This is a genomic window from Kitasatospora sp. NPDC089797, assembly GCF_040684795.1.
Lineage (GTDB): Bacteria > Actinomycetota > Actinomycetes > Streptomycetales > Streptomycetaceae > Kitasatospora.
In genome coordinates, this window is record NZ_JBFBGS010000003.1 from 197,898 (window position 1) to 214,016 (window position 16,119).

A 16,119-nucleotide genomic window follows, 5' to 3' on the forward strand; every position below is an offset into this window, starting at 1 on the left:
CCGGAGGGCTGCACGCCGGCCGACTTGGCCGAGGTCTGCGGAACGCCGTTGACGTACAGGGTGAGCTGCTGCGACGGCGCCGGCACGGCTGACGGACCGGCCGGTCCGCGCCGCGCCGTGTCCGAGGAACCGTTTCCGCCCCTCCCCCGCACGGGTGAGGAAGCGTCAATCAGGGCTCTGACCTGGCCCCTCGTACGAGCGAACTCCCCGCTCCGACACGGCAGTCCGGGCCGCTGATCGAACCTGTCACCCGGTGACTGGTTCTGATCGTTCGCCAGGCCGGGAAAGTCAGGGGTTGCGGAGCCCCAAGGCTGGGAAACCGCCCGCATCACCGCCGAATTGGTCACCCTGGGCGCCCGAACGGTCACGATGAGCCGGATGAACGGCGACATCTCCGGTCAGTGTCAGCCGAATATGCGCAACAAATGGATCCCAAACGACCACTTCGACCACACGGTGTAGCTGTCATTGCACAAAGCGTTATTCTCTCCTGGATGCACGTCACCCATGCATCCCGCTCGAACGGGTGTCATGGGGAGTGCTCTCCGCGCAGGCGGAGGTGATCCGTCCACAGTTCTGCCTCTGGGAGTCCCGTGTACCCACCCGTCCGGAACGACGCGCCTGCACCCTCCCGCCCGTCGTCCGCGCCCCTGCGCCCCCGCACCGGCCTGCGCGGCCGCCCGGCCGAGCGGCAGATCTCCACCGGCCTGGAACTGCTGCGCACCCTGCTCCGCAGCCAGCTCGTCGGTCCGCCCCAACTCGTGCCCGCCGGCGTGCCGTTCGGCCAGCCGCACGGCCCCGGTACGGCGCTGCGCACCACCGCCGCCGGCTCGGCCGGCACCGGTTCGCGCGGCCGCACCGGCACCACCGGCGTGGGCCGCGGCCGCAGCCGCACCGCGCCGAGTCCCGGCTACGAGACCGAGCACAACCCGATCATGGAGCTGGTCGAGCGGGCCCAGGCCGGCGAGAGCGAGGCCTTCGGTCGCCTGTACGACCACTACGCGGACACCGTGTACCGCTACATCTACTACCGGGTCGGCAGCCGGGCCACCGCCGAGGACCTCACCAGCGAGACCTTCCTGCGCGCCCTGCGCCGGATCGGCACCTTCACCTGGCAGGGCCGGGACTTCGGCGCCTGGCTGGTCACCATCGCCCGCAACCTGGTCGCCGACCACTTCAAGTCCAGCCGGTTCCGGCTGGAGGTCACCACCGGCGAGATGCTCGACTCCAACGAGTGCGAGCGCAGCCCGGAGGAGTCGGTGCTGGAGTCGCTCTCCAACGCCGCCCTGCTGGACGCGGTGCGCCGGCTCAACCCCCAGCAGCAGGAGTGCGTCACGCTGCGCTTCCTGCAGGGGCTCTCGGTGGCCGAGACGGCGCGGATCATGGGCAAGAACGAGGGGGCGATCAAGACCCTGCAGTACCGCGCGGTCCGCACCCTGGCCCGGCTCCTCCCGCCCGACGCGCGGTGAGGCGGCGGTGACCGAGGGGGCGATAGCCCGGTGGCCCGGCGCTCCGTCACCACGCCCAGCCGGACGACACGTCCGGGTGAACGGTCGGTCCGATGATCAGCCGTGCGTAACCGACCGCCCGCACCGCTCGTTGGCCAGCGTGCAAGCCTCCACCAGGCGTACGGTCAAGCCGAATTGTGACCCGTCACCCGATGGAGTGGCTTTGGCCCGCCGGGGCAACCGTCCGGCAGGCCGGGGTGTCGACAACGACGAAGGGAGGTGTGGCCCGTGACGGCAAACGTGCTGGAGCACCGACGGGCGAAGGCCTTCGCCGAGGCGCTGGAGGCCCACCAGGCGGAGCAACGCCGCGCGGCCACCGCCGATTCGGCCAACACCGCGGCCGGCGAAGCCGGTTCGGTCGCGATGGCCGAACTGGTCGGTCTGGCCGACGCACTGGGGGGCCTGCCCGGGCCGGCTCTGGACCAGGAGGTCCGGACGGTCCAACGAGCCCAGCTGATGGCCGCGTTCGAGCAGGCCTTCGCCGGCGGACCGGGCGCCGTGGTGCCCCGCCAGCGGCGGCACCGGGCGATCCGGACGGCGCCGCGCGGCCGGTGGAGCCGCCGGTTCGCGATCGGCGGACTGGTCGCCGGCCTCGCCGTGGGCAGCCTGGCCGGCGCCGCCGCCGCCAGCTCCAACGCCCTTCCCGGGGACACGCTGTACGGCATGAAGCGTGGCCTCGAAGGGCTCCGGCTGGACCTCGCGGACAGCGACTCGGAGCGCGGCGAACTGCTGCTCGGCAACGCGGCCACCCGGCTCGGCGAGGCCAACGCCCTGGTCGGGCAACCGGGTTCGGCCACCGGGCTCAGCCCGGACACGGTCGCCCGGGTCCGCCGGGCGCTGGACGACATGCACGCCGACGCCCTCAGGGGCCGCGACCTGCTGCGCTCGGTCTACCGCAGCAACGGCTCGCTGGACCCGATGCGGGCACTGGCCGGATTCGCACACGACGAGGACGGTCGCTGGAGCGAGCTGCAGGGCCGGCTCCCGGTCCAACTCACCGACCAGGCCCACCTGGTGGACCAGCTCTTCGACGACATAAGCGAGGACGTCGCGCCCCTGCGCCTGGCCCAGCCCCCCGCCAAGAGCGGTGGACCGGCCGGCACCGGAGCGGGCGACGGCTCGTCCTCATCGGCCGGCGGCTCCCCGGCCGACCCCGGGGCGAACGGCTCCGCACCCGGCTCCGCGCAGCCCCAGGGCGGCCCGGGCGACGCCGGCCGTCCCGGCAGCACCGACCGCGCCCCGGCCGACCCCGGCGCCGGCAGCACCGTCGGCGGCGGCGTCAAGGGCGGCGGTCTGCCGAGCGCCCTGCCCACCAGCGCCCCGGACGCGGTCAACGGCCTGGTCGGCAACCTCACCAACGGGCTCACCGGCGCCGGCCGCCCCTCGCCGAGCGCCGACGCCGTCCCGCCGCAGGTGCCGCAGCCGCCGTCCGGCGCGCCCAGCACGCCGAGCGGCGCCCAGCAGGGCGTGGAGGTGCCCCCGCTGATCCCGGGCCTGCTGCCCGGGCTGCGGATCCTCGGCGGCAGCTGAGCGACGCGGTGAGGAGGGCCCCGGCGGAGCGCGGCTCCGCCGGGGCCCTCCTCACGGCCTCAGCGGACCTCTGTCACGAGCTCGGAGGAAGGCCTTCCGCACGGCCTCAGAAGAACACCGACCGCCGCTGCACCAGCAGCTGGTACAGGCTGTGCTGGATGGTCTCGCGGACCTCGTCGGCCAGGTCGAACACCAGCATCGGGTCGTCCGCCGCCTCCGGCGGGTAGCCGTCGGTGGCGATCGGCTCGCCGAAGCGGATCGTCCACTTGGTCGGCAGCGGCAGCATCCCGAGCGGCCCCAGCCACGGGAAGGTCGGCGTGATCGGCACGTACGGCAGACCGAGCAGCCGGGCCAGCGTCTTGACGTTGCCGATCATCGGGTAGGTCTCCTCCGCCCCGACGATCGAGCACGGCACGATCGGCACCCCCGCCCGCAGCGCCGACGAGACGAAGCCGCCGCGGCCGAAGCGCTGGAGCTTGTAGCGCTCGGCGAAGGGCTTGCCGATGCCCTTGAAGCCCTCCGGCCAGACCCCGACCACCTCGCCCCGCTCCAGCAGCGCCTGGGCGTCCTCGTTGCAGGCCAGGGTGTGGCCGGCCTTGCGGGCCAGCTCGTTGACGCCCGGCAGCACGAAGACCAGGTCGGCGGCGAGCATCCGCAGGTGTCGGCGGGCCGGGTGGTGGTCGTGGATGACCACCTGGGTCATCAGGGCGTCCAGCGGGAGGGTGCCGGAGTGGTTGGCGACGACCAGCGCGCCGCCCTCCGCCGGGATGTGCTCGATCCCCTGGACGTCGATCCGGAAGTACTTCTCGGCCAGCGGGCGCAGCAGCGAGAGCAGCACCTCCTCGGTGAGCTCCCGGTCGAAGCCGAACTCGTCGACCTCGTAGTCGCCGGTGATCCGGCGGCGCAGGAAGGCCAGCCGCTCGGTGGCCCGGCTCTCCCAGCCCTTGCCGAACAGCCGGGTGGCCGCCGGGCCGAGCTGTCCGGACAGCGCCCCGCCGACGGCGCCGGCCAGCCGGTCGGCCAGGTCGGGCGCCTCGGGCGAGGTGTAGCTGGGCGCGGACTCGATCGGGATGACCTTGGCCTCGCCCGGCGTGTTCTCGGCGGCGGCACTCATCGCGGGTTCAGCTCCTCGGGCGGTGGGGGCGGTTCGGGACGGCGGTCCGCGCGGCGGCGGAGTCCTCCGGGCCGAGCAGGGCGGACAGCCGGTCGGTGACGGCGGCCAGCCGGTCGGGCGGCAGCAGGCCGGGGCCCAGGGCGGCGGCGAAGTCGGCGAAGGCCTCCGGGGTGGTGAACGCCGGGCGGTAGCCGAAGGTCTCCCGCAGCCGCGTGGTGTCCACCACCCGGCCGTGGGTGAGCAGCCGCAGCTGCTCCGGCGAGACGTCCACCAGCCGGGTCTGCCGGGCCAGCGCGGCCATCCAGCTGACCGCGGGCAGCAGCAGCGGCAGGGTCGGACGGCCGAGCCGGCGGGCGCACTGGGAGAGCAGCAGCACGCCCTCGCCCGCCACGTTGAGGGTGCCGGTGTTGACGGTGCCCGGCACGGGCTCCTCGGCGGCCCGGCAGAGCACCGCGACCGCGTCGTCCTCGTGCACGAACTGCAGCCGGGGGTCGTAGCCGAGCACGGTCGGCAGCACCGGCAGGGCGAAGTACTCGCTGAGCGGGGTGTCCGCGCCCGGGCCGACGATGTTGGCGAAGCGCAGCACCGTCACCGCGACGTCCGGGCGGCGCCGGGCGAAGCCGCGCACGTAGCCCTCGACCTCGGCCGCGTCCTTGGCGAAGCCGCCGCCGGGCGGGTCCTTCGGCTGGATCCGCTCGCTGAAGACCGCCGGGTCGCGGGGCGCGGAGCCGTAGACGCCTGTGGTGGACTTCACGACCAGCCGGCGCACCCCGGGCGCCTTCTGGCAGGCGCCCAGCAGCTGCATGGTGCCGATGACGTTGGACTCCTTCACCGCGGAGCGGTTGGTGGAGCCCAGCCCGGTGGCGCTGACGCTCAGGTGCACCACGGTGTCCACCCGGTGCTCGGCGATCACCCGGGAGACCGCGGGCCGGCGCAGGTCGAGCTGGTGGAAGGTGTACGGCGCGGCGGGGCCGTCCGGCTCCTCGACCGGCCGCCGCGGCGGCTGCACGTCCACGCCGACGACCCGGTCCACTCCCGGCCGGAGCCGCATCTCGGCGGCGAAGCGGGCCCCCAGATGACGGGCCACGCCGGTGACGAGCACGACCACGCCCACGGTGCTGCACCCCATTCCCTCGACCGAGCGGCCTGCGTGCACCGTACCGCGCCGCCCCACCGGGCCGTGAAACGACACCGCCCGCCCAGGCCACGGGGGCCTGGGCGGGCGGCGGAAGCGCTGGGCGCGCTGGGCGCGGCCGGGGGCGCTTACTTCTTGTTGCGACGCTGAACGCGGGTCCGCTTCAGAAGCTTGCGGTGCTTCTTCTTGGCCATACGCTTGCGACGCTTCTTGATGACAGAGCCCACGGAACAACCCTCGCTCACTGAGACTCTCGTCCGTGAGAGACGGAGTCCATACGACTGACGTGAGGGCCTAGCCTACCGTCCACGACGCGAAGGCCGTAATCGCGCTCCCCGCAACCGGGGAACACCCGGGAAATCCGGGGCGAACGGGGGCGGATCCACGGCTGCGGACCCGCCCCCGCCCGACCCTTCGGCTACGCGCTCTCGAGCCGCACGTAGGACTCCTTGAGGTACTCGTGCACCGCCTGCTGGGGCACCCGGAAGGACCGTCCGACCCGGATGGCCGGCAGCTCTCCGCTGTGCACCAACCGGTACACGGTCATCTTGGACACCCGCATGACCGCGGCAACCTCGGCCACGGTCAGGAAGACGACTTCCTGCAGGGGACGCTCGACGGAACTCATGACCATCACCCGACCCTTACCCGTGTGCAAGGCACCGGCTTCCCCTCCGGTGACTCCACCGGCACACGTGTATCCCCAGAGTAGTTATGGGTGGTACCAGTGGGAAGAGGGGAGGCGCAGTCCTCGTACGGTGAGAGATAGGACCGTTGCAGTACGTAGTCGGTCGGCGGATCGCACCGGTGGGCGTACGCACGGCCCCTGCGGGGAAAGGCCGGGGCGGTGCATTCAGGCCAGTAGGCCGTGGTGGGGGAACACCGCGCGGCGGCTGGCGAGGATGGCCTGATCGAGTCGGTCGGCCGGATCGTAACCCGAGTCGAAGTCGCGCCACGACGGGCGGGCGCCGTCGGTCATCCGCAGCGGGGCCGGGCCGCGGGTGCGGCGGTGGACCTCGGCGCGCCAGGACTCGGGGGTCTCGGTGGCCGGGTCGACGGGCCGGCCGGCGGCGGTGGCGACCAGGTGGGTCCAGGCCCGCGGGACGACGTCCACCACGGCGTAGCCGCCCCCGCCGGTGGCCACCCAGCGGCCGTCGGTGAGCCGGTGGGCCAGCCCGTGCAGTTCCTCGGCGATCAGCCGCTGGGCGTCCACGGTGACGGCGAGGTGGGCGAGCGGGTCCTCCAGGTGGGTGTCCGCGCCGTGCTGGGTCACCAGGACCTGCGGCCGGAAGGCGGCGAGCAGCTCCGGCACCAGGGCGTGGAAGGCGCGCAGCCAGCCGGCGTCGCCGGTGCCGGCCGGCAGCGGCAGGTTGGCGGCGCTCCCGGGGGCGTCCGGGCCGCCGGTCTCGGTGGACCAGCCGGTCTGCGGGAAGAGCGTGGCCGGGTGCTCGTGCAGCGAGACGGTGAGCACCCGGGGGTCGTTCCAGAAGGCCTCCTGGACGCCGTCGCCGTGGTGGACGTCCACGTCGACGTACGCGACCCGCTCGGCGCCGAGTTCGAGCAGCCGGGCGATCGCGAGGGCCGGGTCGTTGTAGACGCAGAAGCCGGAGGCCCTGTCGGGCATCGCGTGGTGCAGCCCGCCGGCGAAGTTGACGGCGTGCCGGGTCTCGCCGCGCCAGACCGCCTCGGCGGCGGCGACCGACTGACCGGCGATCAGCGCGGAGGCGGTGTGGACGGCCGGGAAGGCCCAGTTGTCGTCGGTGCCGAGCCCGTGCCGGGGGTCCGGGCGCTCCGGGCGCGCGGCGGCGCGCTTGACCGCCTCGACGTACTCCCGGGTGTGCACCAGGTGCAGGGTGGACTCCCCGGCGGGCGGCGCGGACCGGACGGTCACCCCGGGGCCGGCGGCCAGGCCGAGGGCCTCGACCAGGCGCATGGTGAGCGCCAGCCGGGTCGGGTCCATCGGGTGGCCGGGGCCGAAGTCGTAGGCGGTGACGGCCTCGTCCCAGAAGAGGTGCAGGCCGCAGGGGGTGTCACGCTCGGCTTCGGGCATGGCCTCCACCGTAGCGGGTGGGGGCGTCGGGGCTCGCCGAGCCCCCGCCGTCAGGCGGCGGCCGGCGCCGGGACGGGCGCGGGGGCGAAGCGCTCGGCCAGCGGCAGCACGGCGAGCACCAGCAGCATCGGGGCGAGCAGCGCCCAGCGGTACGAACTCGCGTCCGCGATCGCCCCGACCAGCGGCGAACCGATCAGGAACCCCACGTAGTTGAAGAGGTTGAGCCGGGCCACCGCGGCGTCCGAGTCGGCCGGGAAGAGCCGGCCGCCGGCCGCGAACACCTGCGGGATGATCGCGCAGATGCCGAAGCCGAGCACGGTGAACGAGGCGATGCCCGCCCAGGGGCCGGGCGCCACCGCGGCCAGCCCGAAGCCCAGCGCGGCCAGCGCCGCGCCGCCGCGCACCACCGGGACGGCGCCGAAGCGCTGCACCGCCCGGTCGCCCAGCGCCCGGCCGAGCAGCATCGCCACCATGTAGCCGAGGTAGGAGAGCTTGGCCAGGTCCGCACGGCTGCCGAGGCCGTCGGTGAGGTACTTGACGCTGTAGTTGGAGACCGAGGCGTCCGCGATGTACGCGAAGGCCATCGCCAGGCACAGCGGCAGCAGCGGGCGCCAGGGGATGGACCGGGCGGCGGCCGCGGCGGCCTCCCGGACGGCGTCGCCGAGTTCGGCCGGGCCGGCGAAGAAGGTGCCGGTCAGCACCGCCAGCGGGGCGATCACCGCCGCGGCCGTGCCGAACAGCACCGGCAGCCCCAGGTCGTCGTGCGAGCCGAGTCCGGCGACCGCCGCGCCGAGGATGCCGCCGAGGCTGAAGGCGGCGTGGAAGCCGATCATGATGGAACGGCCGTAGCGGTGCTGGAGGCCCACCCCCAGCATGTTCATGCTGGCGTCCAGCGCCCCCACCAGCAGCCCGAACGCGCCCAGTGCCAGGGCGAGTTGCCAGAGCGAGTCACCCAACCCGGTGCCCGCCAGGCTGAGGCAGACGGCCGGCTGGACGATCCGCAGCACCGTCCGGGCGCCGATGCGCTTCACCAACTGCTCGGAGAGGATCGAGCCCACCCCGGCCAGGATCGGCACCGCGGCCAGGAAGACCGGCAGCAGCCCGTCGCTCAGCCCGTACCGGTCCTGTATCTCGGGGATGCAGGTGACCAGCAGCGCGAAGGTGGTGCCCTGGAGCAGGAAGCTGACGGCGAGCGCGGCCCGCCCGACCCTCAGGCCGGGCGGGACGGTCGGGGACACGACGCTCATGCGGGACCTCGCTACTGGCCGGTAGAACGATGTTGGCCGAGAGCGTAGGGCGTCCGCCGCCTTTGCGGGAGGGGTCGCGCAGCGATCATTTCCCGCCGGAGGCCAGCTCCCGGGAGCGGTCCCGGGCCGCCTCCAGGGCGCCCAGCAGCGCGGCCCGCACCCCGTGGTTCTCCAGCTCGCGGATGGCCGCGATGGTGGTGCCGGCCGGGGAGGTGACCGCCTCGCGCAGCTTCACCGGGTGCTCGCCGGAGTCGCGCAGCATCACCGAGGCGCCGATCGCGGACTGCACGATCAGGTCGTGCGCCACCTGCCGGGGCAGCCCGAGCAGGATGCCCGCGTCCGTCATCGCCTCGACCAGGAAGTAGAAGTAGGCCGGGCCCGAGCCGGACAGCGCGGTGGCCGCGTCCTGCTGCGACTCCGGCAGCCGCAGCGCCTTGCCGACCGAGCTGAAGATCTCCTCGGCCCGCGCCAGGTGCTCCTCCCGGGCGTGCGAGCCGCCGGAGATGACGCTCATCCCCTCGTCCACCAGCACCGGGGTGTTGGGCATCACCCGGACCACCGGGGTGCCCGCCGCCAGCCGCTCCTCGAACCAGGCGGTCGGGACGCCGGCCGCCGCCGAGATCACCAGCCGGTCCGGGCTGATGTGCGGGGCCAGCTCCTCCAGCAGGGTGCCCATGTCCTGCGGCTTCACCGCGAGGATCAGGGTGTCGGCCAGCTTGGCGGCCTCGGCGTTGGAGACGGCCACCACACCGTAGCGGTCGGCGAGTTCGGCCGCGCGCTCCGGCCGGCGGGCGGTCACCAGGACGTCCGAGGGGTCCTTGCCGGCCCGCAGCAGACCGGAGAGCAGGGCCTCCCCGATCTTGCCGGTGCCCAGGAAGGCGATCCTCTGCCCGTGTGCTGCGCTGCTGCCCATGGTCCGCTCCTTGCCTCGGTACTGCGGCCATCCTCGCACCGCGCGGCGGCCCCCGGCGGGACCGTCCGCTCCGTGGTCCCCCGACAACCGGAGGACCCGCCCCCGGTCCGCCGTCGACGGCGGACCCTAGGGAGAAAACTCGGGGGTTTCCCCTATGGCCTCCGGGCCCGCCCGGGCGCACCGTGGAGCTATGGCACACGACGGAATGACCCGACGAGAGAACCGGCAACTCGCCGTCGCCTCGGCGACGGTGGGCCCGTGGCGGACGGCCGCGGGAGTCGGTGCGGTGGTGGGTGCGACCGCCCTGGGGGTCGAAGCGATCTCCGGGAACTGGTCACTGGGCATGCTGGCCGGACCGGCCGGCTGGGGCCTGTTCTTCTTCTTCCTGGTCGCCAGCGTCGGCGGCCAACTGCGCCGCGACACCGCCGACCGGCGGCTGCGCCGCTGGGCGGACGCGCACCCGTGGCAGTCCGCCCTCCCGGCGGCCGGCGGGCTGCTGGTGCTGAACATGCTGGCGCAGCTGTTCCTCGGCGACGCCGGACTGTTCGGGGCCTTCTTCGTCTCGCTGCTCCCGGCCGGCATCCTGCTGGCGATCGCCGGGGTGGTCGGCTCGGTGAAGCAGGCCCGCGGCAAGGGCTAGGATCCGGGGCACGTTTCCGGCCAAAGGGCGGTGAACCCGGGCGCCGCGCAAGCGCGTTCACCGTATGGTGTGCCCCCGATCAACGAATTGTCACCCCCCGTCGGCATACTGGCGCGATGCCGATAGCCGAAGATCCGGAACCGCGCCCCTCCGAGGGCCGTGAGCCGGGTGGGTCCGACCCGTCCGGAGCGGGCGGGAAGGACCCGTTCGCCGACCTCGTCCTGGACGAGGAGTTCGTCAGGGGCGCCAGCGTCAAGGAGCAGTCCGGGCGCAGCAGGATGCTGTCCGCCCGCTGGAAGCACACCCCGCCGGTCGACCCGGGCGGCCGCCGCTCGGTCAACGACGGCCCGCCGCAGGCCAGGCGCCGGTTCGGGCGCAAGCCCAGGCTCCAGGTGGTCGACCCCTGGGGCGACGTCCGGCCGGCCAAGCGCCGACGCACCCTGGAGTGGCGCACGCCGCTGTTCGTCGTGCTGACCGTCGCCGTGCTGCTGGCCGCGCTCAACATCGACGGGCTGCGCGACTGGCTGCACACCGGCGGCTCCTCGGCCGCCCACGTGCCGGTGCCGACCGTCGCCCCGGAGACGGCCAGGCCGACCACGGCCCCGCCGGCCGTTCCCGCCGACCAGCCCACCGTGGCCCACCCGTGGGCGGGCTCCCCCGCCGAGGGCTGGCCGAACGGCGCCGCGGGCATCGACGTCCCCCGGGCCCAGGCCGTGGGCGTCTTCGACGAGGACCAGGTCGCCGCCCAGCTGAAGCTGGTGAAGGACTACCTGGTGGCCGCGAACCTCGATCCCCAGGTGATCGCCGGTGGCCGGCCCGAGACCGCCCTGGCCCTGCTGGACCGCAAGGCCCAGGAGAAGCCCACCCACGCCCTCGCCGAGCCCGGCCGGGACTCCGACCCGACCTCGTGGTTCCCCCGGTTCGACCCCCGGGAGGCGATCCCGGTCGACGACACGGTGAAGGTCCAGGGCTGGATGAAGGTCGAGGACGACGGCGAACGGGGGCTGCTGGTCCGCACGGACTACACCTTCGTCTACGCGGTCCGCCCCGGCCCGGAGGCCGCGGCGCGGGCGACCGCTGCGCCGAGCCCGCGGCCGCCGGCCCCGGAGCCGCCCTCCGACGGCGCGGCGAAGCCGGTGGGCTGGACGGTCCGCCCGGTCGGCGACGTCGCGGGTGACACCTGGACCGCCCGCACGATCGTGCGCCGGGTGGTCGACTTCCGGTTCTACGACCCCGGGAAGTACCACGCCGACCCGAAGAAGATCAACATCAGCAACACCCGGAGCAACTTCGGGAACAGCTCGTGCGACACCACGGACGGCTACTTCCACCCGCAGTTCCGTCAGTTCGGGCGTCCGCACCCGGAGGCGACCGGTCCCACCATGGACCCGTACGACCACACCAAGGAGCTGGAGAGCGGCCAGGGCTGCCGCCAGACCAGCAGGAGCTGACGGTCAGCGCTTGCGCTTCCCGCCGGGCCGGCCGCTGCGGCCGGTCCGGCGCTTCTCGTACTGCTCGACGGCCCGCTGGTGGGCGGCCCGCTTGACCCCCTCGCCGGGGGCCTCGACCAGGCTGCGGGCGAAGTAGGCGGCCAGGCTGCCGGCGCCGCCGATCAGCCAGACCGCGCCGAGCGACTTGTCCTCGGTCATCCAGCCGGTCAGCTGGTCCTTGCCCTCGGTGAGCACCTTCCAGGTGCGCCGGACGGCCAGCAACGAGCAGACCGCGATGGCGGCGGTCAGCAGGCCGTTCAGGAAGCCGCCGCTGGAGGAGAGCGCGACGCCCTCGACCCCGAAGCGCAGCACCAGCACGGCGGCCGCGGTGGCGGCCAGGGCGCCGACCGAGACGCCGATTCGGCGCAGCCAGTAGCCGTTGTCGCGGTCGACCCAGGAGGTGCCGAAGAAGCGGATCGGCTCCGGCCGGGGGGCGTCGGCGGACGTGGGGGCGGGGGTGGGGGGCTGCTCGCTCACGCCGTCGATTATCCCCGACCGGCCCGCCCCTGCGGAGGAGCCGTCCCGGGCGGTCGGGGACGGCGGAGGCCCCGGAGACGGCGGAGGAGCCGTCCCGGACGACGGGACGGCTCCTCCGGTGCGCGCGGGCGGGGCTCAGCCGAGCTTGCTCACGTCCCGGACGGCGCCCTTGTCGGCCGAGGTGGCCATCGCCGCGTAGGCCCGCAGCGCCTGGCTGACCTGGCGGACGCGGTCCTTCGGCCGGTAGCCGTGCCCGGCCTCCAGCGCCCGGCGGCGCTCCGCGAGGACCTCGGCCGGCACCTCCAGCGCGATCGTCCGGGCCGGGATGTCGATGGTGATCGTGTCGCCGTCCTCGACCAGCGCGATGGTGCCGCCGGAGGCCGCCTCCGGGGAGGCGTGGCCGATGGACAGGCCCGAGGTGCCGCCGGAGAAGCGGCCGTCGGTGATCAGGGCGCAGGCCTTGCCGAGGCCGCGGCCCTTGAGGAAGGAGGTCGGGTAGAGCATCTCCTGCATGCCCGGGCCGCCCTTGGGGCCCTCGTAGCGGATGACGACGACGTCGCCCTCGGTGACCCGCTTGGCGAGGATCGCCTCGACGGCGGCCTCCTGGGACTCGCAGACCACGGCCGGGCCGCTGAAGGTCCAGATCGACTCGTCCACGCCGGCCGTCTTGACGATGCAGCCGTCCTCGGCGAGGTTGCCGTACAGCACGGCGAGGCCGCCCTCGACGGAGTAGGCGTGCTCGACGCTGCGGATGCAGCCCCCGGCGGCGTCGGTGTCCAGGGTGTCCCAGCGCTCGGACTGCGAGAAGGCCTCGGCGGAGCGCTTGCAGCCGGGCGCGGCGTGCCACAGCTCGACGGCCTCGGCGGAGGGCGAACCGCCGCGCACGTCCCAGGTCTTGAGCCACTCGGCGAGCGAGTCCGCGTGCACGGTGTGGACGTCCTCGTTGAGCAGCCCGCCCCGGTAGAGCTCGCCGAGGATGGCCGGGATGCCGCCCGCCCGGTGGACGTCCTCCATGTAGTACGAGCCGTTGGGCGCGACCTTGGACAGGCAGGGCACCTTGCGGGAGATCGCGTCGATGGCCCGCATGTCGAAGTCCAGCTCGGCCTCCTGGGCGGCGGCGAGCAGGTGCAGGATGGTGTTGGTCGAGCCGCCCATGGCGATGTCCAGGGCCATGGCGTTCTCGAAGGCGGCGCGGCCCGCGATCGCCCGCGGCAGCACCGAGGCGTCGTCCTGGCCGTAGTGGCGGTTGGTGATCTCGACGACCGTGCGCCCGGCCCGCTCGTACAGGTCCCGGCGGGCGGTGTGGGTGGCGAGCACCGAGCCGTTGCCGGGCAGCGAGAGGCCGATCGCCTCGGTGAGGCAGTTCATCGAGTTGGCGGTGAACATCCCGGAGCACGAACCGCAGGTGGGGCAGGCGTTCTCCTCGATGATCGCGATGTCCTCGTCGGAGACGTTCTCGTTGACGGCCTGGGAGATCGCGTCGATCAGGTCCAGCTTGCGCACGGTGCCGTCGACCAGGGTGGCCTTGCCGGCCTCCATCGGGCCGCCGGAGACGAAGACGGTCGGGATGTTGAGACGCAGCGCGGCCATCAGCATGCCGGGGGTGATCTTGTCGCAGTTGGAGATGCAGATCAGCGCGTCGGCGCAGTGCGCGTTGACCATGTACTCGACCGAGTCGGCGATCAGGTCGCGCGAGGGCAGCGAGTAGAGCATGCCGCCGTGGCCCATCGCGATGCCGTCGTCCACGGCGATGGTGTTGAACTCGCGCGGGATGCCGCCCGCCTCCTTGATCGCCTCGGAGACGATCCGGCCGACCGGCTGGAGGTGGGTGTGGCCGGGGACGAACTCGGTGAAGGAGTTGGCGACCGCGATGATCGGCTTGCCGAAGTCCTCGCGGGCTACGCCGGCGGCCCGGAGAAGCGCCCGGGCGCCTGCCATGTTGCGACCGTGGGTGACCGTACGGGACCTCAGCTCGGGCACTGTGCTCCACTCCTTCGGGGGCTCTCGCCGGCGCCCCGCCGGTGAGGAGGGTGCGGGGGCCGTTGTGGCTTACGAGCCTACGCCCGCCGTCCGGTCGGCGGACGGGGCGTCCGCGATGCGGGCAGCGGGTGGGCTCCCCGCCTCCCCCGCCGCCCGCGTCCGGCGGCTCAGCCCGGTTTGACGGCCACGGTGAGGTTGAGGCTGAACGGCTCGACCACCACGCCGTCCGGGAACTCCGTGAGCATGGCCTCCCGTTCGGCGGCCAGCACGGGTGCGCGCCCCTCGGGCCCGAGCGAGGCCAGGTAGGAGCGGGAGGTGAGGTCGGTGAGCACGTGCTCGACGTCGACCCGGCGCTCCCAGTGCAGCACCGCCTGGGCGACCACGAGGCCGGCCGGGGCGAAGTGGCTGGTGTGGCCGCCGATCCCGCCGTAGCCGTGGTAGCGGTCGGGCAGCGCGGCGGCCATCCGCTCGCCCCGGGCCCGGACCCACGGCACGGTCTCGTCGTACACGTTCCACCAGGTGGCGAGGGCACCGCCGGGCCGCAGCACCCGGATCGCCTCGGGGACGGACCGCTCGGGGTAGGTCCAGTGGAAGGCCTGGGCGTAGGTGATCAGGTCGGCGGAGCCGTCGTGGAAGGGCAGGTCGTCGCCGGTGCCGCGGACCAGCGGCAGGGTGGGCGAGGAGGCCAGGAACTGGGCGGCCATGCCGCCGCTCGGCTCGACCGCGACCACCTCGGCGCCGCGGCCGGCCAGCAGCCGGGTGGCGATGCCCGTCCCGGCGCCGACGTCCAGGACCCTGGCGCCCTTGAGCCCGTGCCCCCAGAGCCGCTCCAGCTCGTCGAACAGCTCGTCGGGGTAGCCCGGGCGCCCGCGGTCGTACTCGGCGGCGACCCCGCCGAAGCTCACCGCGAGCTCCCGGAAGTTCCGATCCTCCGTCATCTCTCCCCCTCGGTACGGAAGTTCGCGCCCGGCTCGGGCACGGTGCTCAGCGTACGCGCGAGGGGGTCGCGAGGTGCAAGCGGGTGAAGGCGAGGGCCTCGGCCAGATCGGCCTCGCGTTCGGCGGGGGACGCGGAGCGGCGGGTGTTGACCTCCAGCACCACGTGGCCGTCGAAGCCGGTCCGGGCCAGGTGCTCCAGGAACTCGGCGCAGGGCTGCTTGCCCCGGCCGGGGATCAGGTGCTCGTCCTTGCCGGAGCCGCTGCCGTCGGCCAGGTGGACGTGGGCGAGCCGGTCGCCCATCCGCTCGACCATGGCGAAGGCGTCGATCCGGGAGGTGGCGACGTGCGAGAGGTCGATGGTGAAGTGCCGGTACTCCTCGTCGGTGACGTCCCAGCCGGGGGCGTACGCCAGCACCTCGCGGTCGCGGTAGCGCCACGGGTACATGTTCTCGACGGCGAAGCGGACGTCGGTCTCGCCCGCCATCCGGTTGATGCCCTCGACGAACTCCCGGGCGTACTGCCGCTGCCAGCGGAACGGCGGGTGGACGACGACGGCGCTCGCGCCGAGCTTCTCGGCCGCCGTCCGGGCCCGGACCAGCTTGGTCCACGGGTCGGTGGTCCACACCCGCTGGGTGATCAGCAGGCAGGGCGCGTGCACCGCCAGGATCGGTAGCCGGTGGGCGTCGGAGAGCCGGCGCAGGGCGTCGATGTCCTGGCTGACCGGGTCGTTCCAGACCATCACCTCGACCCCGTCGTAGCCGAGCTTGGCGGCCAGCTCGAAGGCGACGGCGGTGCTCGCCGGGTACACCGAGGCGGTGGACAGCACCACCTTGGTGTCCGGGATGTGCAGGGTCGGGTGCGGGGGCAGCACCAGGCGGTCGGTGGTGCGCAGCAGCGGCGGGCGGGCGGCGTCGCGCTTGGCGGCCTTGACCGAGCGGACGGACTGGACGGCGGCCTTGGCGGCGCCGGCGGCCCGGGCGGTGCGGGTCTCCTTGGGCGGCTCGGCCGGGGTCCGTTCCGCGGGCTTCCGGCGCCCGGTCGTCCGCTCCGGGCCGGTGCCGGCCTGCGCCGTCCCGGCCCGCTCCGCGGCGGGCTTC

Annotated in this window: 15 protein-coding genes; 4 read left to right on the forward strand and 11 right to left on the reverse strand. The window is 73.9% G+C overall.

Going from position 1 to position 16,119, the window contains the following annotated elements:
- Positions 1-593: 593 nt before the first annotated feature.
- Both AB0O91_RS04230 and AB0O91_RS04235 read left to right on the forward strand, forming a co-directional pair.
- A complete protein-coding gene (locus AB0O91_RS04230) occupies positions 594-1,469 on the forward strand; it encodes an ECF subfamily RNA polymerase sigma factor, BldN family (protein ID WP_363427637.1) in 876 nt (291 codons plus the stop codon).
- Between the two features lie 267 nt (positions 1,470-1,736).
- On the forward strand, positions 1,737-3,038 hold the full coding sequence (locus AB0O91_RS04235) for a DUF5667 domain-containing protein (RefSeq protein ID WP_363427639.1): 1,302 nt from the start codon (positions 1,737-1,739) through the stop codon (positions 3,036-3,038).
- 106 nt (positions 3,039-3,144) lie between these two features.
- On the opposite strand, the gene AB0O91_RS04240 is transcribed toward AB0O91_RS04235, so the two are convergent.
- The 7 genes from AB0O91_RS04240 to proC all read right to left on the reverse strand — a co-directional run bounded on the left by AB0O91_RS04240 (position 3,145) and on the right by proC (position 9,497).
- Positions 3,145-4,152 carry a lysophospholipid acyltransferase family protein gene (locus AB0O91_RS04240; RefSeq protein ID WP_363427641.1) on the reverse strand — a complete coding sequence of 336 codons (1,008 nt, stop codon included), beginning with the start codon at positions 4,150-4,152 and terminating at the stop codon, positions 3,145-3,147.
- A gap of 7 nt (positions 4,153-4,159) precedes the next feature.
- Positions 4,160-5,266 (reverse strand): NAD-dependent epimerase/dehydratase family protein, encoded by a 1,107-nt coding sequence (locus AB0O91_RS04245; protein ID WP_363427771.1) that lies wholly within the window; start codon positions 5,264-5,266, stop codon positions 4,160-4,162.
- Between the two features lie 149 nt (positions 5,267-5,415).
- Positions 5,416-5,514 (reverse strand): AURKAIP1/COX24 domain-containing protein, encoded by a 99-nt coding sequence (locus AB0O91_RS04250; protein WP_003948845.1) that lies wholly within the window; start codon positions 5,512-5,514, stop codon positions 5,416-5,418.
- 191 nt (positions 5,515-5,705) lie between these two features.
- The gene (locus tag AB0O91_RS04255; RefSeq protein ID WP_045699258.1) at positions 5,706-5,915 is read right to left on the reverse strand and encodes a helix-turn-helix domain-containing protein; all 210 of its coding nucleotides are present in this window, start codon (positions 5,913-5,915) and stop codon (positions 5,706-5,708) included.
- 225 nt (positions 5,916-6,140) lie between these two features.
- Positions 6,141-7,337 (reverse strand): acetoin utilization protein AcuC, encoded by a 1,197-nt coding sequence (locus AB0O91_RS04260; RefSeq protein ID WP_363427643.1) that lies wholly within the window; start codon positions 7,335-7,337, stop codon positions 6,141-6,143.
- A 50-nt stretch (positions 7,338-7,387) separates the two neighbouring features.
- Positions 7,388-8,584, reverse strand: coding sequence for an MFS transporter (locus AB0O91_RS04265; RefSeq protein WP_363427645.1), 1,197 nt, complete (start codon positions 8,582-8,584; stop codon positions 7,388-7,390).
- A gap of 85 nt (positions 8,585-8,669) precedes the next feature.
- Complete coding sequence (proC, locus tag AB0O91_RS04270) at positions 8,670-9,497, reverse strand: pyrroline-5-carboxylate reductase (protein WP_363427647.1); 828 nt, start codon at positions 9,495-9,497, stop codon at positions 8,670-8,672.
- Between the two features lie 190 nt (positions 9,498-9,687).
- Between proC and AB0O91_RS04275 the strand changes: the two genes are divergently transcribed.
- Together AB0O91_RS04275 and AB0O91_RS04280 are read left to right on the forward strand one after the other, a co-directional pair.
- Complete coding sequence (locus tag AB0O91_RS04275) at positions 9,688-10,137, forward strand: hypothetical protein (protein ID WP_363427649.1); 450 nt, start codon at positions 9,688-9,690, stop codon at positions 10,135-10,137.
- 116 nt (positions 10,138-10,253) lie between these two features.
- Positions 10,254-11,588 carry a hypothetical protein gene (locus tag AB0O91_RS04280; protein ID WP_363427651.1) on the forward strand — a complete coding sequence of 445 codons (1,335 nt, stop codon included), beginning with the start codon at positions 10,254-10,256 and terminating at the stop codon, positions 11,586-11,588.
- A gap of 3 nt (positions 11,589-11,591) precedes the next feature.
- Here the strand turns inward: AB0O91_RS04280 and AB0O91_RS04285 are convergent, their stop codons facing one another.
- The 4 genes from AB0O91_RS04285 to AB0O91_RS04300 all read right to left on the reverse strand — a co-directional run bounded on the left by AB0O91_RS04285 (position 11,592) and on the right by AB0O91_RS04300 (position 15,872).
- Entirely contained in the window at positions 11,592-12,104 is a 513-nt protein-coding gene (locus AB0O91_RS04285; protein ID WP_363427653.1) for a hypothetical protein, read from the reverse strand.
- Between the two features lie 135 nt (positions 12,105-12,239).
- Positions 12,240-14,084, reverse strand: a complete 1,845-nt coding sequence (ilvD, locus tag AB0O91_RS04290) for a dihydroxy-acid dehydratase (protein WP_363427655.1) — start codon at positions 14,082-14,084, stop codon at positions 12,240-12,242.
- A 167-nt stretch (positions 14,085-14,251) separates the two neighbouring features.
- Positions 14,252-15,022 (reverse strand): methyltransferase domain-containing protein, encoded by a 771-nt coding sequence (locus AB0O91_RS04295; protein ID WP_363427657.1) that lies wholly within the window; start codon positions 15,020-15,022, stop codon positions 14,252-14,254.
- Between the two features lie 46 nt (positions 15,023-15,068).
- Entirely contained in the window at positions 15,069-15,872 is an 804-nt protein-coding gene (locus tag AB0O91_RS04300) for a sugar phosphate isomerase/epimerase (protein WP_363427773.1), read from the reverse strand.
- Positions 15,873-16,119: the final 247 nt, after the last annotated feature.

Excerpts from the sequence above, each read along its gene's own strand:
- AB0O91_RS04240 (WP_363427641.1), bottom strand. The coding sequence starts at position 4,152 with ATGAGTGCCGCCGCCGAGAACACGCCGGGCGAGGCCAAGGTCATCCCG.
- AB0O91_RS04255 (WP_045699258.1), bottom strand. The coding sequence starts at position 5,915 with ATGAGTTCCGTCGAGCGTCCCCTGCAGGAAGTCGTCTTCCTGACCGTG.
- AB0O91_RS04260 (WP_363427643.1), bottom strand. The coding sequence starts at position 7,337 with ATGCCCGAAGCCGAGCGTGACACCCCCTGCGGCCTGCACCTCTTCTGG.
- AB0O91_RS04265 (WP_363427645.1), bottom strand. The coding sequence starts at position 8,584 with ATGAGCGTCGTGTCCCCGACCGTCCCGCCCGGCCTGAGGGTCGGGCGG.
- proC (WP_363427647.1), bottom strand. The coding sequence starts at position 9,497 with ATGGGCAGCAGCGCAGCACACGGGCAGAGGATCGCCTTCCTGGGCACC.
- AB0O91_RS04275 (WP_363427649.1), top strand. The coding sequence starts at position 9,688 with ATGGCACACGACGGAATGACCCGACGAGAGAACCGGCAACTCGCCGTC.
- AB0O91_RS04280 (WP_363427651.1), top strand. The coding sequence starts at position 10,254 with ATGCCGATAGCCGAAGATCCGGAACCGCGCCCCTCCGAGGGCCGTGAG.
- AB0O91_RS04295 (WP_363427657.1), bottom strand. The coding sequence starts at position 15,022 with ATGACGGAGGATCGGAACTTCCGGGAGCTCGCGGTGAGCTTCGGCGGG.